The sequence below is a fragment of the Bradyrhizobium sp. 956_D2_N1_4 genome (genome assembly GCF_052076025.1).
Taxonomy (GTDB): Bacteria; Pseudomonadota; Alphaproteobacteria; order Rhizobiales; family Xanthobacteraceae; genus Bradyrhizobium; species Bradyrhizobium barranii.
In genome coordinates this window covers 1,658,956-1,682,125 of the sequence record NZ_CP197237.1, presented here as the reverse complement: position 1 = coordinate 1,682,125, position 23,170 = coordinate 1,658,956, and the positions used below count along the sequence as shown (strand labels likewise).

Sequence of the window (23,170 nt, the reverse complement as noted above, 5' to 3'; positions counted from 1 at the left end):
ATGGGACCGCGGGTCAGCACGAGCATATTGGCCGATCGCCTCACCGGCATGATCGGCCCGCGCGCGAGCGTTGCGCGCGGCGTGCTCGATCAGCACGGGCAGAGCGAATCGCATTATCGCAATTTGCCGCCTGATATCGTGGTCTTCCCTGAAACGACGCAGGAGGTCGCCGAGATCGTGAAGCTCTGCGCCAGCGCGGGCATGCCGATCGTTCCGTTCGGCGCGGGCACCTCGCTCGAAGGCAATGCGGCCGCAGTCGCCGGCGGCGTCTGCTTCGACTTCGCGCGCATGAACAAGGTGCTGACGGTGCATGACAGCGACATGGACGTCGTGGTGCAGCCGGGCATCACCCGAAAACAGCTCAATGCCGAGCTGCGCGGCACCGGACTTTTCTTTCCGATCGACCCCGGCGCCGACGCCTCGATCGGCGGCATGACGTCCACGCGCGCGTCCGGCACCATGGCGGTGCGCTACGGCACCATGAAGGACAACGTCATGGCGCTCGAGGTAGTGCTGGCCGACGGCCGCGTGATCCGCACCGCCAGGCGAGCACGCAAGTCGGCCGCCGGTTATGACCTGACGCGGATGTTCGTCGGCGCGGAGGGCACCCTTGGCATCATCACCGAGATCACCCTGAAGGTGCATCCCGTTCCGCAGGCGATCTCGGCCGCGGTCTGCAGCTTCGACACCCTGCACGATGCCGTGAACACCGCGATCTCCGTGATCCAGTCCGCGATCCCCGTGGCACGCATCGAGTTGCTCGACGACGTCATGATGCGCGGCATCAACGCCTACGCAAAGCTCGGCTATCGCGAAGCCCCCACTTTGTTCTTCGAATTCCACGGCTCCGAGACCTCAGTTGCCGAGCAGGCCGAAGCCGCGCAGGCGATCGCGGCCGACCATGGCGGCCATGGTTTTGCCTGGGCGAAGGCGCAGGAAGACCGCAGCCGGCTCTGGCATGCCCGCGACAACACGCTTTATGCGGGCCTGGGCTTGCGGCCCGGCGCGCGCGCCGTGATCACCGATGTCTGCGTGCCGATCTCGCGGCTGGCGGAGTGCCTGACCGAGACCAGACGCGACGCCGACGAGCACGGTTTTACCGCCCCGATCGTCGGCCATGTCGGCGACGGCAATTTCCATATGCTGATCCTGATCGACCCGGCCAAGCCGGATGAGGCCGAGGGCGCCAAGGCGCTTCAGGCCCGCATGGTCGCCCGGGCCATCGCGATGGACGGCACCTGCACCGGCGAGCATGGTATCGGGCTCGGCAAGATCGATTATCTCACCGACGAGCTCGGCGAAGCCGTCGATGTGATGCGATCGATCAAGACCGCGCTCGATCCTGATGGACTGATGAATCCCGGAAAGATCTTCGCGAGCGGAGTGCACGCATGAGCAGCGCCGCATTGGCTATCGAGCCCGCCTCACCCGCGCCTCTGCTGGAGCTGCGCGGCATCAGCAAGGAGTTTCCCGGCGTCAAGGCGCTGGATGATGTTTCCTTTGCCGTCTTCCCCGGCGAAGTCCATATGCTGTTGGGGGAGAACGGCGCCGGCAAGTCGAGCCTGATGAAGGTGCTGTGCGGCGCCTACCGCGCCGATGCCGGCGAGTTCTACTACAAGGGCGACAAGGTCGCGATCTCTTCGACCGCGGATGCGCAGAAGCTCGGCATTGCCGTGATCTTCCAGGAATTCTCGCTGGTCCCCCATCTCGATATCGCCCAGAACATCTTCCTCGGCCGCGAGCCGAAGGGCCGCATTCCCGGCACCATCGACCGCCGCAAGATCCTGGCCGACGCCAGGCGCGTGCTCGGCACGATCGGGTTCGACATCGATCCCTCCACCACCGTCGACAAGTTAGGGGTGGCGCAGCAGCAGATGGTCGAGATCGCGAAGGCGATCAGCCAGGACGCGCGCATCCTGGTCATGGACGAGCCGACGGCGGCGCTGTCCGACCGCGAGACCGAGCTGCTGTTTGCTCTGATCGCGCGGCTGAAGGCCGACGGCGTATCGATCGTCTATATCTCGCACCGCATGGCGGAGGTGTTCGCGCTCGGCGACCGCATCACGGTGATGCGCGACGGCCGCCGCATCGACGGCGTTCGCCCTGCCGACGTCACGCCGGACCAGCTCGTCCGCATGATGGTCGGCCGCAACGTAGACATGACTTACCCGCGCAATTTTGCCGACAAGCCCGGCGAGCTGCTACTCGAGGTCAAGGGCTTGAGCTCGTCGACCGGCATTTCCGACATCAACATCGAGGTGCGCCGGGGCGAGATCGTCGGCCTGTGCGGCCTGGTCGGTTCCGGCCGCAGCGAGGTCGCCCGTGCCATCTTCGGCGCCGATGCCGTGACGTCAGGCGAGATCATTTTCGACGGCAAGGCCATCTCCGGCGAGCCTGATCTTGCCGCCCGCCGCGGCATCGCGCTGATCCCGGAGAGCCGCAAGAGCGAGGGCCTCGCCCTGCTGCGGTCGGTGAGCGACAATCTGGTGGTGTCCGCGCTGCGAAAACTGTTCCCGAGCGGCCTGTTCGACCAGCGCAGCGCGCAGCGCACCTCCGACGGCCTGATCCGGCAGCTCCGCATCGCAACGCCAAGCGCGCGCCAGATTGTCGGCCTGCTCTCGGGCGGCAACCAGCAGAAGGTCGTGATCGGCAAATGGCTGGCGGCCGGCTCAAAGCTCTTCATCTTCGACGAGCCGACGCGCGGCATCGACATCGGCGCCAAGTCCGAGATCTTTGCGCTGATCGACCGGCTGGTCGCCGAAGGCGCGGCGGCCTTGATGATCTCGTCCGAGCAGGTCGAGATCTGCCATGTCTGCGACCGTGCCTATGTGATGCGGGAGGGTCGCATCGCCGGACACCTGACCCGCAGCGAACTGACCGAGGAGAACATCGTGCGACTGGGGATGCATCATGCGTGAAGCCGCGGTCGTCTCTCAACCCAATCCGCTGCAACGCATTCCCGGCGTTGCCATCGTCTTGGTGCTGCTGATCGCCCTGTTCAGCGCGATCGCGCCCGGATTCCTGTCGGTCGCCAACCTCTCCAACGTACTGGTGCAGTCGACCATCCTGACCATGCTGGCGCTGCCGATGACCTTGATCATCATGACCGAGGGGCTGGACCTGTCGATGGGCGCGGTGCTGACGCTGACCTCGCTCTGCGTCGCCATCGTGTCGCTCGCGACCAAGTCGATGCTGCTGGGCCTCGGCGCCGGGCTTCTCGTCGGCGCGGCCTTCGGCGTGGCCAACGGCTGGCTGGTTGCGATCCTTGGCATCCCGCCCTTCGTCGCGACGCTCGGCACGCTCGGCATGGCACAAGGCCTGTCGCTGATCGTCAGCGACGGCCAGAGCGTGGTCGGCATTCCCCACAGCGTGCGCGACATCTATTCGGCGACGCTTCTGGGCGTGCCAGTGCCCATCGTGATGGCGCTGGTGACCTATGCTGCCTTCCACGGACTGCTCTACCATACCCGCTTCGGCACCTACATCTTCGCGCTTGGCGGCAACCGCGAGGCGCTGCGCTATGCCGGCCTCTCGCCGAACAAGCTGCTGATCGCGGTCTACGCGATCGGCGGCGCCATGGCCGGCATTGCCGGCCTGCTGATGACCGCGCGCATGAATTCCGGCCATCCGACCGCCGGCCTCGGTCTCGAATTCGACGCCATCGCCGCGGTCGCGGTCGGCGGTACCTCGTTCGAGCGCGGCAATGGCTGGCTGCTCGGCACGTTGCTCGGCGTGATCGCGGTCGGCGTGCTTCGCAATGGGCTCAACCTGATCTCGATGCCCTCCTCGGTGCAGGTCGCAAGCGTCGGCGTCCTCGTCATCGTCGCTCTCTTCCTCGACGGCCTCCGGAGCCGCGCATGACCGACATCTCCAAAGAGGCCCTCTCGCCGCCCCGCTCGTTCCTGTCGCAGGACGCAATCCAGGTGTTCTACCGCCTGCTCGCAGCGCTGCTGATCTGCGCGGTGCTTGCCGTGCTCAGCGACTCGTTCCTGAGCCTCGGCAACATCCTCAACGTGCTGAGACAAGCGAGCCTGACCTTCTTCATCGCCTCAGGCCTGACGCTGGTGGTGCTCACCGCCGGCCTCGATCTCTCCGTCGGCGCCAATGTCGCGCTGTCGGCCTGCATCGCCGGCACCGTGATCCACAAGACCGGTTCGCCGGCGCTCGGCATCCTCACCGGGCTCGCCTGCGGCGGCATCGTTGGCCTGCTCAACGGCATCATGGTCACCGCTCTGCGCATCCCCTCCTTCATCGCCACCTATGGCATGCTCTGGGTGCTGAACGGCCTCACCTACTGGTACATGGCGGGCGAAACCCTGCACGGCTTCCCGGCAGGCTTCCGCCAGATCGGCAGCGGCTATCTGTTCGGCCTGCCGATCCCGGTCTACCTGCTGCTGGTGTTCCTTGGAATCGGGACGCTGTTTGCGCAGCGAACGATCTGGGGCCAGGAGATCTATGCGATCGGCGCCAATCCGGTCGCCGCCCGCCTCTCCGGCATCCCGGTCGCGCGCCGCCTGCTGCTGGTCTATGCGGTATCCGGCACCATGGCAGGACTGGCCTCGATCATCTTCCTGTCGCGGCTCAATTCCGCCGAAGCCGACATCGGCGAAAGCCTGACGCTGCCCGCGATCGCAGCCGTGCTGATCGGCGGCACCTCGCTGTTCGGCGGTGTCGGCACCGTGTTCGGAACCTTCATCGGCGCGCTGATCCTGACGCTGGTGCTGAACGGCATGAACCTGTTGTCGGTCAGCGCCAACTGGCAGCCGCTCGTCACCGGCATCATCGTCATTCTCGCGGTCTGGCTCGACATGAAGACCCGCCGCCGCGCGCAATGAGCTCTTAGAAATCCAACAAGCAAAATGAGGGATGGAGGCTACATGAAACAGAAAATGGGTTATTTGGCGCTGCCGCTGCTGATGGCGGCCGCGTTCACGACACAGGCGCGCGCCGACGGCGAGACCATCGCCGTGTTCACCAAGAACCAGACCAATCCGTTCTTTCAGACGGTGCGGGTCGGTGCCGACAACATGGCGAAAGCGCTGAACGCGAAGACGCTGCAGTACATCCCGACCAAGCCGGACTCGATCCCCGAGCAGCTCAGCCAGATCGAGGACGTCGTGGTGAAGAAGCCGAGCGCGATCGTGTTCACGCCGGTCGACTACAAGGCGATGGTGCCGGGCGTCGAGAAGATCAACGAGGCGAAAATCCCCGTCGTCAACATCACCGACCGCTCCGCCGGCGGCAAGTTCCTCTCCTTCGTCGGCGCCGACGATTACAGCCTCGGACTCGAAACCGCGCGCTTCCTGCTCAAGACGCTGGGCGGCAAGGGCAACATCGTCATCATCGAGGGCGTCAAGGGCTCGCTGACCAATGTCGATCGCGTCCGCGGCTTCAACGACGCGCTGAAGGAGAATTCGGGCGCCAAGCTGCTGGCCTCGCAGCCCGGCAACTACCAGCGGCTGCAGGCGCTCCAGGTCATGGAGAACCTGATGCAGTCGAACCCGCAGATCGACGGCGTGCTGGCGGCCAACGACGCCATGGCGGTCGGCGCGATCGAGGCGCTCGACGGCGCGAACCGCAAGGCCCAGGTGATCGGCATCAACGGCACCAAGGAGGCGATCGACGCGATCAAGTCCGGCAAGCTGCTCGCCAGCGGCGACTACAACGGATTTGCGCAAGGGTGTCTCGGCACCATGATGGCGATCCGCAGCTTGCGCAACCAGCCTGTCATTTCCGAGATCGTGCTGAAGCCGACCGTCATCACCAAGGACAATTACCAGCCGTTCGACGTACCGCTGGAGCAACGGACCTGCCCGACCTTCGAGGACGCCGGCAAGCTCGGCGCCAAATAGCCCAACCGCTCATCACAAGCACGGACGGCCGCCTTCGCGGCCGTCCCAAGAATCGTCACAAGAAAACCGACACGTCAACGGAGACATCATGCTGTTCGCCATTCACGCCCTCGACCGCGCCGGCGCGCTGCCGACCCGGCTCGCCAATTACGACGCCCACAAGGCCTTTCTGAGCGACACATCGCGCTTCGGCGTCAAGATCGTGATGTCTGGGCCGCTGGTCTCCGACGACGGCGCGACCATGATCGGCAGCCTGTTCCTAATCGAAGCGCCCGGCCGCGCCGAGGTCGAAGCCTTCAACCGCGCCGATCCCTTCGCCGCAGCCGGCATCTGGGAGAAAGTCACGATCACAGGCTTCCTGCGCCGCCAGGGCTGAAGGGCCTACGGCGCCTCTTCGAGGTGACAGGCCACCCATTGCTCGGGTCCGGTCGAACGCAGCGTCGGCTCCTCCGTGCGGCAGCGATCGAAGACGTATGGGCAACGGGTGTGGAAGCGGCACCCGCTCGGCGGGTTGATCGGGCTCGGCACGTCCCCCTTGAGGATGATGGGATTGCGCTGGGCGCCGGGCTCGGGCAGCGGGACCGCGGAGAGCAGCGCCTTGGTATAGGGATGCCTTGGCGCGGCAAAGATCTCGCGGCGCGGCGCCACCTCGACGATCTTGCCGAGATACATCACCGCGACACGATGGGTCATGTGCTCGACGATTGCGAGGTCATGGCTGATGAACAGCAGCGCCAGGCCGAACTCGCGCTGAAGATCCTGCAAGAGATTGACGATCTGCGCCTTGACCGAGACGTCGAGCGCCGAGACCGCCTCGTCGCAGACGATCAGCTCGGGCTCGGCTGCGAGCGCCCGCGCGATACCGATGCGCTGACGCTGGCCGCCGGAGAATTCGTGCGGCCTGCGGTTGAGCGCCTCGCGCGGCAGCCGCACGGTGTCCATCAGCGCCGTCACACGGGTTTCGAGATCGGCGGCGGATTTGGCGAGGCCAAAATTGCGGATCGGCTCGGCCAGGATGTCGCGCACCCGCATGCGCGGATTGAGGCTCGAGAACGGATCCTGGAACACCACCTGCACGCGGCGGCGCATCTGGCGCATCGTGCTCGGATGTGCGTCGTCGATGCGCTGGCCGTCGAGGATCACCTGACCCGCGGTGATGTCGAACAGCCGCAGGATGGCGCGGCCGACCGTCGACTTGCCGCAACCGGACTCGCCGACCAGCGACAGCGTTTCGCCCTTCGCGATCTCGAAGGACACACCGTCGACGGCATAGACATATTCGGACTTGCGGCCGAACAGGCCCTTTTTGACCGGAAAATGCTTCTTGAGGTCGTTGACCTGGAGCAGCGGAGGACTCATGCCGCGATGGCCCCCTTGGCGGAATAGTGGCAGGCGGCGACGTGGCGAGGCGCCTTCTCTTCAAGTCCAGGCGCATATTGGCGGCAGAGATCGGTCGCGAGCGCGCAGCGGCCGGCGAAGACGCAGCCAATGATGGGCTTGCGCAGATCAGGCACCTGCCCCGGGATTTCGGCCAGACGCCGCGCGGTGCCTGTTAGCGAGGAGCCGAGCCGCGGCACGGCGCCGAGCAGGCCCTGCGTGTAGGGATGGCGCGGCGAGCGGAACAGCTCGGCCACGGGCGCCTCCTCGACCTTGCGGCCGGCATACATCACCATGACGCGCTCGGCGATCTCGGCGACGACGCCGAGATCGTGGGTGATCAGGATGATCGCCGCACCGACCCGGCGCTTGAGATCAAGCATCAGCTTCAGGATCTGCGCCTGGATGGTCACGTCGAGCGCCGTGGTCGGCTCGTCCGCGATCAGGAGTTTTGGATTGCAGGCCAGCGCGATCGCGATCATCACGCGCTGGCGCATGCCGCCGGAAAGCTGATGCGGATATTCGCGCACCCGCCGCTTCGGCTCGGGAATGCCGACCAGCGTCAGCATCTCGATCGCATGCGCCTCGGCCGCCTGCTTGTCCAGGCCCTGATGGATCATCAGCGTTTCGCGGATCTGGCGGCCGACCGTCAGAACCGGGTTGAGGCTCGTCATCGGCTCCTGAAAGATCATCGAGATGTCGTTGCCGCGGATGGCGCGCATCTCGCGGTCGGACAGTTGCAGCAGGTCCCTTCCCGCGAAGCGGATCGAGCCGGCGATCCTGCCTGGCGGCTCGGGGATCAGCCGCATCAGCGACATCGAGGTCACCGACTTGCCGCAGCCGGACTCGCCGACGATGGCGAGCGTCTCGCCTTCGTTGACATGGAAGGACACGCCATCGACCGCGCGGTTGATGCCGCTGGGCGTCCGGAAATGGGTCTGAAGGTTCTCGACCTCGAGCAGCGGCATAGCGATCACCCCCTCGACATCAGAGGCTCTTGGCCATGCGCGGATCGAGCGCATCGCGAAGGCCGTCGCCGAGCAGGTTCACGGCGAGAACGGTGACGGAGAGGAACGCCGCCGGGAAGAACACGATGTAGGGCTTGACCTGCCACAGCGCGCGGCCCTCGGCCATGATGTTGCCCCAGGACGGAATGGTGGGCGGCGTGCCCGCACCGATAAAGGACAGGATCGCCTCCGTGATCATGGCGCTGGCGCAGATGTAGGTCGCCTGCACCAGCATCGGCGCCAGCGTGTTGGGCAGGATGTGGCGCAGGATGATCATCGGCGTGCGCGTGCCGCAGGCGACCGCAGCGTCCACATAGGGCTGCTCGCGCAGCGACAGCACTACACTCCGGACAAGACGGGAAACCCGCGGGATCTCGGCGATGGTGATGGCCAGGATGACGTTGCCGACGCTGCCGCGCGTCAGCGCCATCAGCGCGATCGCGAGCAGAATTGGCGGGATCGACATCAAACCGTCCATGAAGCGCATCAAAATGCCGTCGGCCCAGCGGACGAAACCGGAGACCATGCCGATGGCGAGCCCCGCCACGGAGGCGAAGATCGCGACTGACAGGCCGACCGTGAGCGAGACCCGCGCACCGAACAGCACGCGCGAATAGATGTCGCGGCCAAGCACGTCGGTGCCGAACCAGTAGAGTGCCGACGGAGCCCGCGTGCGCTTGGCGGGCGCGAGCGCAGTCGGGTCAACTGTCCAGAGGTACGGCGCGAAGATCGCGATGAAGACGAGTGCCAGCAGCAGTGCGCCGCCGATCGCGACGGTGGGATGGCCGCGCAAGAATCCCAGGAAACCGTGCCTGATCGTGACCGGCCGAAGGATTTCAGGCAGTTGCGGCGCGAGAACGAAGCCGGCCGGCAGCGCTTGCGGATTGACGGTCGTATCGGTCAATAGCGGATCCTCGGGTCAACGAGCGTATAGATGACGTCGATCATCAGATTGACGAGGACGTAGACGAAGCTGAAGAGAAGCACGATGCCCTGGATGACGGGATAGTCGCGGCGCAGGATCGCGTCGATCGTGAGTCGGCCGAGGCCGGGAATCGCGAACACGCTTTCCGTGACGACCGCCCCGCCGATCAGGAGCGCGATGCCGATCCCGATCACGGTCACGATCGGGACCGCGGCATTCTTCAGCGCATGAACGAAGAGGATGCCGCCCTGCCCGAGGCCCTTGGCTCGCGCGGTGCGGATATAGTCCTGCTGCAAGACTTCGAGCATGGTGGCACGCGTGATGCGCGCGATCAGCGCGATGTAGACGCAGCCGAGCGCGATCGACGGCAGGATCAGGTTTTGCAGCCACGGCCAGAAGCCCTCCGTGAGCGGCGTGTAGCCCTGCACCGGAAGCCATTCGAGCTCGAGTGCGAAGACATAGGCGAGGATATAGCCGACGACGAAGACGGGCAGCGAGAAGCCGAACACGGCGAATGCCATGATGACGCGGTCGATCAGGCTCCCCGCCTTCCATGCCGCCACGACGCCAAGCGGCACCGCGACCACGATGGTGAGTAGCAGCGTGACCATCATCAGCGACAGTGTCGGCCCGAGACGCTGTCCGATCATCGTCGAGACCGGAAGGTTGGTGAAGATCGAGGTGCCGAGATCGCCGTGCAGAATGCGCCAGACCCAGCTTCCGAACTGGATCAGGAAAGGACGGTCGAGACCCAGACTCTGGCGAATGCGCTCCACATCCTCCGGGCTCGCCTGATCGCCCGCGATCACCACGGCGGGATCACCCGGCGCGATGTAGAGCAGGCTGAACACGAACAGCGCGACGATCGCCATCACCGGCAAGGTCGAGACGATGCGACGGAGGATGTAAGAGAGCATCTGGCTTCAGCGTACGATCATGCGGATTTCGACACGCCCCAGAAGAACGGTAGCGGCCCCTTGGTGATGCCGGAGACGTTCTTGCGCCATGCCGTGTAGGTCAGGAAGAAGCCGGTCGGCGCGTAGACGACATCCTCGAGCGCCGCCTTGTTGACCTGCCCGATCGCGGCCTTCTCCTCCTCGAGATTCTTGGCGTCGAACCAGGCCGTGATCTCCTTCTCGGTGTTCGGGCTGTTGGGCCAGCCGAACCAGGCCTTGTCGCCATTGGCGCGGATGGCGGTGTAGGCGGCCGGATTGATGCAATCGGCGCCGGCGTGCCAGCTGTGGAACATATTCCAGCCGCCCTGCCCCGGCGGTGTCTTCATCGCGCGGCGCGCGCCCACCGTGCCCCAATCGGTCGCGACGAAATCGACATTCATGCCGAGCTTCTTGAGCAGATCCGCGGTGACGTCGCCCTGCGCCTTCGTGATCGGCTGGTCCTGCGCGACCACGCATGTGACCGGCTGGCCGGAATAGCCGCTCTCGGCGAGCAGCTTCTTGGCCGCATCGAGATCGCGCTTGCCCTTGAGAATCTCTCCGCCCAACTCGGTGTAGAGCGGCGTGTCCGGCGTGAAAAAGCCGGGCAGCGGCTTCCACAGCGTATCGTCGTCGCCGACCAGCGCACGCATATAGTCTTCCTGGCTCAACGCCATCAGTACCGCGCGCCTCGCCTTCACATTGTTGAAGGGTGGGTGCAGATGGTTCATGCGGAAGGAGCCGATATTGCCGAGGGGATCGCCGATATCGACGCTGATGTTCTTGTTCTTCCTCAGCACGGGCACGAGATCGGAGATCGGGTTCTCCCACCAGTCGACCTCACCGTTCTGCAAGGCGGCGGCAGCCGTGGCCGGATCCGGCATCACCAGCCACTCGACGCGATCGACCAAGATGTTCTTGCCGCCGGCAAGCCACGACGCCTTCTCCTGTCGCGGCACGTAATCGGTGAACTTCTCGAACACCGACTTGGCGCCGGGCACCCATTCGCTCTTGGCGAACTTCATCGGACCCGAGCCGACATATTCGGTGATCTGCTTGAACGGATCGGTCTTCGAGATGCGCTCGGGCATGATGAAGGAGCACGGCGCGTTGTTCTTGGCCAACGCGTACAGCATTTTCGGGAAAGGCTGCTTCAGGACCCATTTGAAGGTGCGGTCGTCGACCGCAGTCAATTCCTGCTGGATAGCGAGGATCATCAGACCCATTGGATCGCGCGCGGCCCAGCGCGACAGGCTCGCGACGACATCCTTGCTCAGCACCGGCTCGCCGTCATGGAACTTGAGACCCGGGCGCAGCTTGAAGGTCCAGGTCTTGCCGTCGTCGGTGGTCTCCTCGGACTCGACCATCTGACGCTGCGGCTGGAGCTTGGCATCGACGCCGTAGAGCGTGTCCCAGACCAGCGCCGCCGCGTTGCGCACGACATATTGCGTGCCCCAGATGGGATCGAAATTGGCGAGGTTGGCTTGCGGCACGAAGCGCAGGGTGCGCGCAGAGGCGCCTTGTGCGATCGCCGGGGCCGAGAGGCCGGTCAATGCCAGACCGCCCGCGCCGGCCAGTCCCTTCAAAACGGTCCTGCGATCCATGAAATCCTCCCAGTAGTGCCGTGATGCCGGCCATCGTTGGCCAAAGGCAGGTGAAACCAGAACCCATTGGCGTGCAAATGGTATGCCACTAACCGGGCCTTCGCCAGCGGGATCTCATCGGGATTTCGACCGGTTCAGGTGTCAAAGCGCGGCCGCCAGCACCGGTCCGGTCTCGATATGCGGAATCGCCTCGACCAGCTTGCGCGTGTAGTCGGTCTTGGGATTATCGAACAGCGCCCGGCTCTCCCCCTGCTCCACGATGCCGCCGTTGCGCAGCACGATGGTGCGGTCGCAGAGCATGCGCACGACATTGAGATCGTGGCTGACGAACAGCAGCGCGATGTCGTTCTCGCGGCGCAAGCGGTCGAGCAATTGCAGCACCACCGCCTGCACCGAGACGTCGAGCGCAGCGGTCGGCTCGTCCAGCACCAGCAGCCGCGGCCGGCAGGCGATGGCGCGGGCAATGCCGACGCGCGCCTTCTGGCCGCCGGAGAGCTGGTGCGGAAAACGCGGCAGCAGATCGAGCGGCAAGCCCACCCGCTCCGCACACTCTTCCACCCGCTTGCGCAGCGCATCGCCCGCCCGCATGCCATCGAGCCGCATCAGGGGATGGGCGATGCAGTCAAAGGCCGTGAAGCGCGGGTTGAGGCTCTCGTTCGGGTCCTGGAAGACCATCTGGATGTCTTTGCGCAAGGGCGAACGGTGAAAGTCGCGCGAGGCGACGTGGCCGATCGACTGCCCGTCGAACACGATATCGCCTTCGCTCGGATCGATAAGACGGCAGATCATCCGCGACGTCGTGCTCTTGCCGGAGCCGGACTCGCCAACGAGCCCGACGCTCTCGCCGCCGGCCATCGTCATCGAGAAATCCGCGACCGCAGCGGAGCCCTGGTCAAAACGCTTGGCGAGCTTGCGCACCTCGAGGAGCGGCGGCGTCCCGTGCGGGAGCTGTTGCCTCGGCCTGCTGACGATCGTCGCGTGCCGCTCCCGCTCCTCCTCCGTCACGAGGTCCTCGATCCGCGACGTCGCGGTCGGCGATGCCGCCACCAGGCGGCGGGTATAGGCGTGCTGCGGTGCGCTGAAGAGCTTCTTAGGGCTCGCTTCCTCGACGATGCGGCCGCGCTCCATCACGGCGATGCGGCGGCAATAGCGCGCCGCGAGACCGAGGTCGTGCGTGATCAGGATCGTCGCCATGCCACGCGCGGCGGCAATGTCTGCGAGCAGATCCATCACCACCTTCTGGGTGGTGACGTCGAGCCCGGTGGTCGGCTCGTCGGCGATCAGCAGCGCAGGATTGCAGGAAATCGCGATCGCGATCATGACACGCTGGCACATGCCGCCGGACAGCTCGTGCGGATAGGCGTTCATCCGTGTCTCGGGGTCGCGGATCTGAACCGCGCGCAGCAGCTCGAGCGCCTCGGCGCGCGCGGCGTCCTTCGATATCTTCTTATGCGTGAGGATCGCATCCGCGATCTGCAGGCCGATCGCGCGGATCGGGTTGAGCGCCGCCCGCGGATTCTGGAAGATCATCGACATCGCGGCGCCCTGGAGCTGACGGAGGTCATCGCCCCTGAGTTTTGTGACGTCCTGCCCGCGAAACAGGATCTTGCCGCCGGTGACGCGCCCGGCCGCATCGAGCAGCCGCGTCGTTGCAAAGCCGGTGACCGACTTGCCCGAGCCGCTCTCGCCGACGAGGCCGAGCATCTCGCCCTTCTCGACCGAGAGCGTCACGCCGCGCACGGCCTCGACCATGCCACGCCGCGTCGAGAACGAGACGTGGAGGTCGTTGATCCCTAGCAGCTCCTCGCTCATGTGCGCATCCGCGGGTCGAGAATGTCCCGCATCCCGTCACCGAGGAGATTGAAGCACAGCACCGCCATCATCAGCGCAAGACCCGGAAAGGCCACCAGCCACCACCGCCCGGTCGAGATGAAGCGCGCCCCTTCCGCGACCATGATGCCCCATTCCGGCGTCGGCGGCTTGACGCCGAGACCGATGAAGGACAGGCCGGCCGCGTTGAGAATGGCCCAGCCGAGATTGAGCGAGATCTGCACCGCCATCGCCGGCAGGATATTCGGCAGCAGGAAGCGCAGCACCACCGAGAAATGGCTCTCGCCGCAGGCGCGCGCGGCTTCAACCCAGCCGACATTGCGGCGGACGTTGACCTCGGCGCGCGCGAAGCGGATGTAGAACGGAAGATTGATGATCGCGGTCGCGATCACGATGTTCTCGATCCGGTTGCCCAGGGCGGCAACCATCGCCATCGCCAGCACGAACAGCGGAAAGGCCATCATCACATCGACGAAACGGCCGACACCGCGATCGAGCTTGCCGCCGGCATAGCCGCAGAACGCGCCGACGACGGCGCCGATCACGAAGGAGATGCCGACCGCGGAAACCGCAATGGCAAGATCGAGGCGCGCGGCGATGATGAGGCGGCTGAAGACGTCGCGCCCGAGCTGATCGGTGCCGGCGAGATGCGCCGCGCTCGGCGGCAAAAGAGCCTCCGAGACATTGGAGACCACGGGATCATAGGGCACGATCCACGGCCCGAAGATCGCAATCAGGACGAACAGCGCAACGCCGGCCGCGGCAACGGCGGTGAGCGGGTTGCCGCGCAGGATCCAGACCGAATGGCGGAGAGTTGCGCTGGTCATTCGATCGACACCCTGGGATCGGCGATGCCGTAGCAGATGTCGACCACGAGATTGACCAGCACGAACAAGCTGGCCATCAGCAGCACGAAACCCTGCACCGGCGCATAGTCGGAGGATAAGAGCGCATCGAGCGCATAGGACGCGACGCCCGGCCAGGAGAACACTTTCTCCACCAGGACATTGGCGCCCAGCATGGTCGAGAACACGATGCCGGCGATGGTGATGACGGGCAGGATCGCGTTCCGCAGCGCATAAGTGACGACCACCTTGTGCCAGGACAATCCGACTGAGCGCGCAGTGCGCACGAAATCGCTGCCGAGCGAAACCAGCATCGAGGCCCGCGTGATCCGCGCCAGCGGCGCGATCACGAACAGGGCCATGCTCACCGCCGGCAGAATCAACTGCTTGCAGGCCGCCCACCAGCCCTCGACATCTCCGGCGAGCAGGAAATCGATCGACAGGAACCCGGTCCGTTGCGGCGGCAGCGAAGTGAACACGTCGATCCGCCCGGTCGGATCAGGCGCCAGCCCGAGGAGATAGTAGAACACATAGATCAGCAGCAGGCCCGAGACGAAAGTCGGCACGCAGACGCCGAGCGCGCAGAACAGCCGCACGCCGTGATCGACCACCGAGCCGGGCTTCAAGGCTGCGACCACGCCGAGCGGTACCGCCGCGATCAGCGCGATCAGGAGCGCCGTGAAGGTGAGCTCCAGCGAAGCCGGCAGCCGTTCGCGCAGGTCCTTCAGCACCGGCTGTCCCGTCATCATGGAGCGGCCGAGATTGCCGTGGCCGATGTCAGAGAGATAGAACACGAGCTGCTCCGGCACCGACCTGTCGAGCCCCATCTGCTTGCGGATCTGCTCGATCTCCTCCTTGCCGGCATTAGGCCCCGAGGCGAAGAACACCGCGGGGTCGCCGGGCAGCACGCGCATCAGAAGAAAGGTGAACACCAGCACACCGAACAGCGCCGGCAGCGACGACAGAAGCCGCCTGCCCGCCCGCACCATGGTTGCACCAAGACCGGTCGTCACCTTTCGGAGCCTCTCTTGTTTGCCGCCATCACTTGCGGCTGACGTCGCGATAGTCGACCTGGCGGTGGAACTCGTAGGTGTAGCCTTCGACCGACGACGCCATCACCGCATCCTGGTTCGGCTGCCACAGCATGATCTGCGGCATCAGATCGACATGCATCGCGTTGAGCTTGCGGCCCGCTTCCTCATACTTCGCCTTGTCCGGCTCGAAACGCGCCTCCTGCGCGATCGCGGCAAGATCCGGGTTGTTGATCGAGCTGTAATTCCAGCGCTGATTACCGGTGTAGAAGTTGCGGTAGAAGTAATCGGTCGACGGCAGCCAGGCTACGATGCCCTCGGTGTAGAAGGGAAGCTTCTTCTCGTTGATCTGCGTCGACATCTGTGCATCCGGCAGCTTCTGGATGTCGACCTTGATCCCGATCTTGCCGAGCGATTCCTTCACCAGCGCGGCCATCGGCTCCGCGGTCGAGGACTGGCCGACGTTGAAGCTGAAGGTGGTCGAGAAACCCTCGGGGAGCCCGGCCGCCTTGAGATATTCCCTTGCCTTGTCGAGGTCGAGCTTCACCGGCTGCTGGAACGGATAGATGCCATTCAGCGGCTTGCCGTCCGGCCAGGTCGCGCCGAACAGCGGCGCGCCGCGGCCGAACAGCGCGGCCTTGAACATGTCGTCATAGGGCAGCGCGTAAGCGATGGCGCGGCGGACATTGACGTTGTCGAATGGCGGCATCTGGTTGTTCATCGAGACATAGGTGATCGCATTGTACTGCGGGGTCGAGACCACCTTGAGCTTGCCCTTGGCTTCGAGCGACTGCACGTCGCTGGCCTGGAGATCGACGACGAGGTCGGCATCGCCGCGCTCGACGAGATTGGCGCGGGTCGCCGGCTCCGGCACGGACTGAATAATCACGCGCTTGAAGAATGCGGGCTTGTTGGCCGAACCGCGGTTCCAGGTCTCGTCGCGCTTGAGGATGACCTGCTCGCCCGGCTTGAAGGTCTCGACCACATAAGCACCACTGCCGGCGGTATGCTCCTTCAGCCATGCGGTGGCCCAGGGATCATCCGGCGTCGCGTGCTCTTTTGCCACCTTCGAGTTGATGACCAGGGGATAGACGGTGGCGAGATTGGGCAGCGCGAGCTTGTCGGGTTTCGGCAGCGTCACCTCGATGGTGAGGGGATCGATCACCTTGAACTGGTCGGCCGACGTCAATGATCCCGTCAGGAGCTGGGCCTTGCCGAGGATCGGCGCGGTGACGCAGCGATCGAGCGACCATTTCACGTCCTCCGCCGTGACAGGCGAACCATCCTGGAACTTGGCGTCCTTGCGCAGACGGAAGGTCAGCTTCAGGCCATCGGGGCTGACGTCGTAGGATTCAGCGAGCTCGCCGGTGATCGTGTCGAGGTCGAACACCCATTTGCCGTTGAGCTGCTTGCGGCCGAACGCCACCAGCCGATCGTAGGTGCTCATGCTCAGCGCGAAGGATTCGCGCGTCGATCCGGGGATGTTGGGATCGAGCGTGTTGACCGCTGATCCCGTGACGTAGCGCAACGTCTCCGCCCTGGTCTGTGCCTGCGACGGCGCGGTGGCAATGAGCAACAGCGCAGTGGTGGCGAGGACTGAGGCCGCGGGCCTGAAAGACACAAAACGCATTCGTTTTCCCCAAAATTTCGGCAAGAACGCCAGCAAGGCAGGTCAAGAAAGAAGCAAGTTGCGCGCCAATCCCGCAGAGGCGCTTCGTCGCGGCGGTGCATGGATGATCATCGCGATTCTCCTATGTTTCGCGCGGGCCGCGCAACCACGGCCTGCGGCACGTCGTAGGCGCTGAGCGAAGCCCAGTGGCGTTCAACATCGGCGCGAAACAAGCCGCGCGTCAGGCCATTGACCAGCTTGGGAATGGCCGTCGTCATTGCATTGATCGACGATCCCGACGGACCAAAACTCATGGTGGAGGCAATGGCGAACAGATGGATGTCTGAGATCCACGACGTCTCGCCCGGCACACGTTCGGTGAAGGCGTAATCGTCGGCGAGATAGGGAAAGCGGCCGAGCCGCGCGTTGTGCTCGCTCGAAGGCGGCTGATAGCGATCGGCCCAGGTCGCGATATTGCCGGCAAAGCGGCGCAGCTCGCCGCGGCCAGCAAAGTTCATGTCGATGCCGGTGCCGCAAATGACGAAATCCGCCGTGATCGTGCCGCGTGGCGTGTGCAATTCGACACCGCCATCGGTCTGCCTGGTGCCCTCGACCGGCGCACCCTCGTGCAGCGTGAAATTGGCGTGACGCGCGCAGCGATCATAAGTCGGCTGCGGAAAGCCTTCGCGCATCTCGAGGATCTTGCGCATGAAGCGCCAGCGCCAGGCATCGTCGAGATCGCTGAGGTGGCGCAGGAAGCCGCGAAAGGTCAGCCAGCGATAGGGCTGGATCACCTGGATCTGAGCGCGGCGGCAGAGCAGATGCACCTCCGCCGCGCCTGCCTCCAGCGCGGTCGCCGCATTGTCGAAGGCGGACGCGCCGGCGCCGATCACCGCGACGCGCTTGCCGCGCAGGCTTTCGAAGTCGATGTCGTCGGCAACAGTTGCGACCGAACCTGCCAGCAGATCGCGCAGGGGCTCGGGAATCATCCAGTCGCCCATGCCCTCCTGCCCCGTCGCCAGCACGATCTTGCGTGCGTAGAGCGTCTCGATGGCATCGGCCCGTTTCACGCGTGCGGCGAGCAGACCGTCTGACGCAGGCGCGATCTCCAGAAGCTCGCAGCCGTTGCGCACGGGCAGACCGATCGTGCGTCGCAGCCAGAGCAGATATTCGGCCCAATGCTCTCTCAGGATCAGGTTCAGCTCCTGCCAGCTCTCCTTGCCGAGGCGGGCTTCGTGCCAGGACTGATAGGTCAGGCTGGGGATATCGAGGTCAGGTCCCGTATAGTCCTTCGGGCTGCGCAGCGTTGGCATGCGGGCGTAAGTGAGCCACGGGCCCTCCTTCCCCTCCTCGGCCTTGTCCAGCAGCAGGATGCTGCTGACGCGCGAGCGCATCAGGCCGAAGCCGATGGCGATGCCGGACTGGCCGGCACCGACGATCAGCACGTCGAGCGCGGGCTTGCCGTCCGGTCCCGTCTTCGGCTCGAGCCAGGCGGCGCCGGGATGCGCGATCATCGCGAGATCGGCGCGCACGGTCGCTTTAAGCTTTGCCAGCGCGTCGCTCATGCCGCGAGCCAGCCTCCGTCGACCACCATCACGGTGCCGGTCGTGAACGAAGACGCATCACTGGCGAGATGCAGCGCGGTCTGCGCGATTTCTTCCGCCTGACCGAAGCGCTTCATGGCGTGGCGGTTGCGGGAGGCTTCGCGCACCTCGTCCGAATTGGCGTGGCGGGCAAAGCTGCGGCGAAGCATCGGCGTGTCGATTGCGCCGGGCGCAATCGCGTTGACACGAATGCCGTCGGTCGCGAAATCGACCGCCATGGTGCGCGTCAGGCTGACGATCGCGCCCTTGGCGGCGATATAGGCACTGTTGCCCTTGCCGCCGGCGATCGCAAGCTGCGACGCCAGCGTGATGATCGAGCCGCTCTTCTGCTGCTGCATCTGCGGCACTGCAGCCCGCGCCCACAGCCAAGTGCCACCGACATTGGCGCGGAACACCGCGTCCCAGTCTTCCGGGCTCGTCGTCAGCACCGTGCCGCCACAGGAAAAGCCGGCGGCAGTCATGAGGACATCGAGCCGGCCGTGCCGCGCGATCACCTCGCCTACAACTGTTTCGGCGAAACCGGCATCGCCGACGTCCCCGACATGCGTCGTGGCGTTGCCCACAAGGCTCAGCGTTTCCTGAAGGCCCGCGGCATCGCGATCGACCAAAGCTAGATGCGCGCCCTCCTCCGCAAACAGCTTCGCGCTTGCACGACCGATGCCCGAAGCTGCTCCTGTGATGATGGCCGTGCGCCCCTGCAGCCGCATCTCAGATCCACTCCTTGTGCTGGGTCAACCAGGCGCTCATCGCGGCGGCGGATTCAGCGCAGCCGAGCTGCGCGCGCCAGCCGAACTCATCCGCCATCCGCGTCACCGACAGCGGCGCGCGATAGGATCCATGCAGCTTGATGGCCGTCTGCTCGCCGGGCGCCGCAAGCCGGCATTGCAGGCCGGGATGCAGCGCCGCAAAGGCCTCGCCCCATTGCAGCGCTGGCCATAGCCCACCGCGGGAGATGTTGTAGAGCCGATGGCGCGGCCGCTCCGCTTCGATGAGCAGTGCGACGGCTTCGGCCGCATCCGGCGCGTAGATCCAGTCTCTCATGCCTGCTTCAGGCATGACCGCCGGCTCGCCGCGCGCAAACGCAGCCAGGATCTGGTACTGGAGACTTGGCGTGTCGCGTACCGAGCCGGGCCGCTCCCATGGACCGAACACGGCGCTCAGACGCACGCTCAGGAAATCGCCGCCAAAGAGTTCGGCATGGCGAGCGACAGAGCGCTCCGAGGTGAACTTGCTGATCGCATAGAACGAGATGGGATCGCAGGGCGTCTCCTCGTCCAGAATGTCCACCCGCCCACCGGATGCGCCATAGGCCGATGCCGACGACAGATTGACGACACGGCGAACGCCATGACGGATCGCCGCGAGCAGGATGGGGATTTGCGCCATCACGTTAATTTCGAGAACGCGCGAGGTCGACGCTCGCTCGAGTTTATCGCCGGCCGTCACCGCCGCGCCCAGCGCGATCGCATCGCAGCCCGCGGCAATGAGGGCGTCGATGGCGTCTGCGTCGGTGATATCCCCCTGCACGGCTTTGAGCCGTGCACCGTAGTCAGCAAGCGATCGCCGCGCGGATGGCGGCAACTCCGCGCGGTCATACAGCGTGACGTCATGCCCGCGCGCGAGCAGTACCTCGGCAAGATTGAGGCCGACAAAGCCGGTGCCGCCGAAGATGACGATCTTCATCGCGCGCGATCTGCCGTCACAGCAGCTTTGCCCCAAAATTCCGCTCCGGATCCATGTCGGCGACGAGCCGCCCCGTCGGCTTTGCCGCCTCGCCGCCGCCGCGCGCCAGGAATTTGCCGCTGCCGGCCTCCGCGAGGCACTTGTTGCCGTCGATGATCACCCGGCCGCGCGAGAGAACGCTAACCGGCCAGCCCTTCAGCTTGCGGCCCGCGAACGGCGTGTAGCCGGCGAGGTCGTGCATCATCTCGTCGGCGATCACAGTCTCGCGATTGGGATCCCAGATCGCGATATCGGCATCGGCGCCGACCGCGATCGAGCCCTTGCGCGGATGCAGATTGTAGATTTTTGCCGGCGCGGTCGAAGTCAATTCGACGAACTTTTCCAGCCCGAGCCGGCCCTTCGACACCATCGCGTCGAACAGCAGCGGCAGCCGCAGCTCCAGCCCCGGCAGGCCGTTGGCCACCTGCTTGAAGTTCGGATTGGGACCGGCGCGCAGCTTGCCGGTCTCGTCGTAGCGATACGGCGCATGGTCCGACGAGATGGTCTGGAGATCGCCGAGCGACAGCGCCTGCCACAGCGCCTCCTGATCCGCATGCGTGCGCGGCGGCGGGCTGCACATCCACTTGGCGCCCTCGGCACCCGGCTTGTCGAGATCGTTTGCGGTGAGGAACAGATATTGCGGACAGGTCTCGGCGAAGACCTTCAACCCCTGCCCGCGCGAATCGCGGATGACCTTGGCGCCTTCGGCCGTGGACACATGGAAGATCATGATGGGCTGGTCGATCAGCGCCGCCATGCCGATCAGCCGGGTAAAGGCTTCCGCCTCCGACACGCGGGCATGGCTGACGGCGTGGTATTTCGGCATGGTGTAGCCGCGCGCAAGCAGGCGCTTCACCATCCAGGCGATGATGCCGTGATTTTCGGCATGGGCGCACAACATCGCGCCGGACTGGCGTGCGGCCAAGAGAATGTCGAGCAGCGGCTCATCGTCGACCTTGAGCCGGTCATAGGTCATGAAGATCTTGATCGAGCCATGGCCCTGCTTCACCAGCGCCGGAATGTGCTCCTCGACCGTCTCCTTGGTCGCATCCGCAATGATCATGTGGAAGGCGTAGTCGATCACGGCGCCCTTCTTGGCCAGCGCGTGATAATCCTCCACCACCTGCGGCAGCTTCATGCCGACATGCTGGGCAGCGAACGGGATCACCGTGGTGGTGCCGCCGAAAGCGGCAGAGACGGTCGCGCTCTCGAAGGTGTCGGCATTCATGATGCCGGCCGCGGACAACTGCTCGATATGGGCGTGGCTGTCGACGCCGCCGGGCAGCACCAGCTTGCCGCGCGCGTCGATCTCGCGCTTCGCCGCAGGCAGCCCGCGGCCGACGGCAACGATCGTCTCGCCGGAAATGGCGACATCGGCCTCGAACACGTCGGTCGTGGTGGCAACGCGGCCGCCGCGGATGATCAGGTCGTAGGTGGGTTCAGTCATGAGGCACTCCATGATATGCCTGAGCTACGTGATCGCCATTTCAAGGGAAGACCAACATGCCCCGGCCGCGCATTCTCGTCATCAATCCGAACTCCAACCCTGCGGTCACGCAAGGGCTGGAGGATGCGTTGAAGCCGCTCGGCTTCGAGGGCGGGCCGGAACTGGTCTGCCAGTCGCTGGCCGAAGGTCCGTTCGGCATTGAAAGCCAGGCCGACGTCGACGGCGTCGCGATGCAGCTGCGAAAACTGGTCGAAGGCGACAACAGCTCGGCCGCGTTCGTCATCGCCTGCTACAGCGATCCCGGGCTTCAGGTCTGCCGCGAAGGCACCGACCGGCCCGTGTTCGGCATCGCCGAGTGTGGCGTGCTGACGGCGCTGGCGCGTGCCGAAACCTTCGGCGTCATCGCGATTGCCCAGCGCTCGATCCCGCGTCACATGCGCTATCTCAGGCAGATGGGACTGACCGAGCGCCTTGCAGGCGAACGGCCGCTCAACATGAGCGTCGCCGAAACCGCCTCGGGCGAAGGCACGCTGGCGAAGATGATCGAGGTCGGCCGCGTGCTGCGCGACGAGGACGGCGCCCACGCCATCGTGATGGGCTGCGCCGGCATGGCGCGCCATCGCCGTCCGCTGGAAGAAGCGCTTGGAATTCCCGTGATCGACCCGACACAGGCGGCCGTCACCATGGCACTGGGTACGGTGCAGTTCTCGGCTCACTAGGCGTCCTTCAGCTCGTTGGCGTCCTGCCGCGCGAGCCATTGCGCGTGGCTCTCGCGCACAAGCGCAAACGTATCCCGCTGCGTCGTGTAGAGATTGCCGAACATGCGCCCGATCGGCCGGTAGGCGTCGAGATCGACATACATGTTGGTCTCGTCGACGAGGCCCTCCCGGGCATGAACCCGGAGCACCTCGCCGACCAGCAGTTCGCGATCGGGCGAGAAATTCAGTACGACGTGACGGCGGCATTCGAGAGCAAATGGTGCAGCCGCAAGGCGCGGCACCTTCACGTCAACTGAGGGAAACGTCGCAAGCCCGGTCGCCGCGACCTCGCTGTCACCAGAGGGAAAATCGACCGCGCAATCATTCATCGCGGCAGACAGCGCCTCATCCACCATGTGAACCACGAACTCGCCGTCGCGATGGATGTTGCGGGTGGTGTCCTTCGGGCCGTGATCCGGCTTGTGCTGGAGCCCGAGCACGATCAGTGCAGGGCTTTCGGAGAAGACATTGAAGAAGCTGAAGGGCGCGGCATTCACCGCTCCGTTCGCGTCCAGCGTCGTCACCAGCGCGATCGGCCGCGGCACGACCACGCCGCAGAGCAGCTTGTAGCGGTCGCGCGGATCGAGCTCGCGCAAGGAAATGCCGGATGTGCCCTTGTCCGCCATC

At 65.1% G+C, this 23,170-nt stretch carries 21 protein-coding genes; 7 read left to right on the top strand and 14 right to left on the bottom strand.

The features are described from left to right. The 6 genes from AB7535_RS07575 (at position 1) to AB7535_RS07550 (ending at position 6,228) form a co-directional block, all read left to right on the top strand. A complete protein-coding gene (locus AB7535_RS07575; protein ID WP_085403161.1) occupies positions 1 to 1,395 on the top strand; it encodes an FAD-linked oxidase C-terminal domain-containing protein in 1,395 nt (464 codons plus the stop codon). Continuing rightward, a complete protein-coding gene (locus AB7535_RS07570) occupies positions 1,392 to 2,918 on the top strand; it encodes a sugar ABC transporter ATP-binding protein (RefSeq protein ID WP_085403160.1) in 1,527 nt (508 codons plus the stop codon). The genes AB7535_RS07575 and AB7535_RS07570 overlap by 4 nt, the downstream gene beginning before the upstream one ends. After that, positions 2,911 to 3,861 (top strand): ABC transporter permease, encoded by a 951-nt coding sequence (locus tag AB7535_RS07565; protein ID WP_071915425.1) that lies wholly within the window; start codon positions 2,911 to 2,913, stop codon positions 3,859 to 3,861. Before AB7535_RS07570 ends, AB7535_RS07565 begins: the two co-directional genes overlap by 8 nt. Continuing rightward, positions 3,858 to 4,835: an ABC transporter permease gene (locus tag AB7535_RS07560; protein WP_014496503.1), complete on the top strand. Its 978-nt coding sequence runs from the start codon at positions 3,858 to 3,860 to the stop codon at positions 4,833 to 4,835. The genes AB7535_RS07565 and AB7535_RS07560 overlap by 4 nt, the downstream gene beginning before the upstream one ends. A gap of 42 nt (positions 4,836 to 4,877) precedes the next feature. Further along, positions 4,878 to 5,852, top strand: coding sequence for a sugar ABC transporter substrate-binding protein (locus AB7535_RS07555; RefSeq protein WP_071915426.1), 975 nt, complete (start codon positions 4,878 to 4,880; stop codon positions 5,850 to 5,852). An 88-nt stretch (positions 5,853 to 5,940) separates the two neighbouring features. Beyond that, positions 5,941 to 6,228 carry a YciI family protein gene (locus AB7535_RS07550; RefSeq protein ID WP_085403158.1) on the top strand — a complete coding sequence of 96 codons (288 nt, stop codon included), beginning with the start codon at positions 5,941 to 5,943 and terminating at the stop codon, positions 6,226 to 6,228. A 5-nt stretch (positions 6,229 to 6,233) separates the two neighbouring features. On the opposite strand, the gene AB7535_RS07545 is transcribed toward AB7535_RS07550, so the two are convergent. From AB7535_RS07545 to hydA, 13 genes are all read right to left on the bottom strand, one after another. Then, entirely contained in the window at positions 6,234 to 7,211 is a 978-nt protein-coding gene (locus AB7535_RS07545) for an ABC transporter ATP-binding protein (protein WP_014496506.1), read from the bottom strand. Next, on the bottom strand, positions 7,208 to 8,197 hold the full coding sequence (locus tag AB7535_RS07540) for an ABC transporter ATP-binding protein (protein WP_085403157.1): 990 nt from the start codon (positions 8,195 to 8,197) through the stop codon (positions 7,208 to 7,210). The genes AB7535_RS07545 and AB7535_RS07540 overlap by 4 nt, the downstream gene beginning before the upstream one ends. 19 nt (positions 8,198 to 8,216) lie before the next feature. Further along, positions 8,217 to 9,140 (bottom strand): ABC transporter permease, encoded by a 924-nt coding sequence (locus AB7535_RS07535; protein WP_085403156.1) that lies wholly within the window; start codon positions 9,138 to 9,140, stop codon positions 8,217 to 8,219. Continuing rightward, on the bottom strand, positions 9,137 to 10,078 hold the full coding sequence (locus tag AB7535_RS07530; protein ID WP_063984403.1) for an ABC transporter permease: 942 nt from the start codon (positions 10,076 to 10,078) through the stop codon (positions 9,137 to 9,139). Before AB7535_RS07530 ends, AB7535_RS07535 begins: the two co-directional genes overlap by 4 nt. A 17-nt stretch (positions 10,079 to 10,095) precedes the next feature. Then, the gene (locus AB7535_RS07525; RefSeq protein WP_354075041.1) at positions 10,096 to 11,697 is read right to left on the bottom strand and encodes an ABC transporter substrate-binding protein; all 1,602 of its coding nucleotides are present in this window, start codon (positions 11,695 to 11,697) and stop codon (positions 10,096 to 10,098) included. 141 nt (positions 11,698 to 11,838) lie between these two features. Continuing rightward, on the bottom strand, positions 11,839 to 13,509 hold the full coding sequence (nikE, locus tag AB7535_RS07520; RefSeq protein ID WP_085403154.1) for a nickel ABC transporter ATP-binding protein NikE: 1,671 nt from the start codon (positions 13,507 to 13,509) through the stop codon (positions 11,839 to 11,841). Then, positions 13,506 to 14,354, bottom strand: coding sequence for an ABC transporter permease (locus AB7535_RS07515; protein WP_008131147.1), 849 nt, complete (start codon positions 14,352 to 14,354; stop codon positions 13,506 to 13,508). The genes nikE and AB7535_RS07515 overlap by 4 nt, the downstream gene beginning before the upstream one ends. Beyond that, on the bottom strand, positions 14,351 to 15,385 hold the full coding sequence (locus AB7535_RS07510; protein WP_085403153.1) for an ABC transporter permease: 1,035 nt from the start codon (positions 15,383 to 15,385) through the stop codon (positions 14,351 to 14,353). The genes AB7535_RS07515 and AB7535_RS07510 overlap by 4 nt, the downstream gene beginning before the upstream one ends. Before the next feature lie 28 nt (positions 15,386 to 15,413). Beyond that, positions 15,414 to 17,033 (bottom strand): ABC transporter substrate-binding protein, encoded by a 1,620-nt coding sequence (locus AB7535_RS07505; RefSeq protein ID WP_085403152.1) that lies wholly within the window; start codon positions 17,031 to 17,033, stop codon positions 15,414 to 15,416. 107 nt (positions 17,034 to 17,140) lie between these two features. Next, a complete protein-coding gene (locus tag AB7535_RS07500) occupies positions 17,141 to 18,577 on the bottom strand; it encodes an NAD(P)-binding domain-containing protein (protein ID WP_085403151.1) in 1,437 nt (478 codons plus the stop codon). Next, complete coding sequence (locus AB7535_RS07495; RefSeq protein ID WP_085403150.1) at positions 18,574 to 19,323, bottom strand: SDR family oxidoreductase; 750 nt, start codon at positions 19,321 to 19,323, stop codon at positions 18,574 to 18,576. Before AB7535_RS07495 ends, AB7535_RS07500 begins: the two co-directional genes overlap by 4 nt. 1 nt (position 19,324) lies before the next feature. Beyond that, on the bottom strand, positions 19,325 to 20,299 hold the full coding sequence (locus tag AB7535_RS07490) for an NAD-dependent epimerase/dehydratase family protein (protein ID WP_085403149.1): 975 nt from the start codon (positions 20,297 to 20,299) through the stop codon (positions 19,325 to 19,327). Between the two features lie 16 nt (positions 20,300 to 20,315). After that, a complete protein-coding gene (gene hydA, locus AB7535_RS07485; RefSeq protein WP_085403213.1) occupies positions 20,316 to 21,785 on the bottom strand; it encodes a dihydropyrimidinase in 1,470 nt (489 codons plus the stop codon). 56 nt (positions 21,786 to 21,841) lie between these two features. On the opposite strand from hydA, the gene AB7535_RS07480 reads away from it, so the two are divergent. Continuing rightward, on the top strand, positions 21,842 to 22,504 hold the full coding sequence (locus tag AB7535_RS07480; protein WP_085403148.1) for an aspartate/glutamate racemase family protein: 663 nt from the start codon (positions 21,842 to 21,844) through the stop codon (positions 22,502 to 22,504). Here the strand turns inward: AB7535_RS07480 and AB7535_RS07475 are convergent. Continuing rightward, on the bottom strand, positions 22,501 to 23,169 hold the full coding sequence (locus AB7535_RS07475; protein ID WP_201266220.1) for a flavin reductase family protein: 669 nt from the start codon (positions 23,167 to 23,169) through the stop codon (positions 22,501 to 22,503). The genes AB7535_RS07480 and AB7535_RS07475 overlap by 4 nt on opposite strands. Position 23,170: the final 1 nt, after the last annotated feature.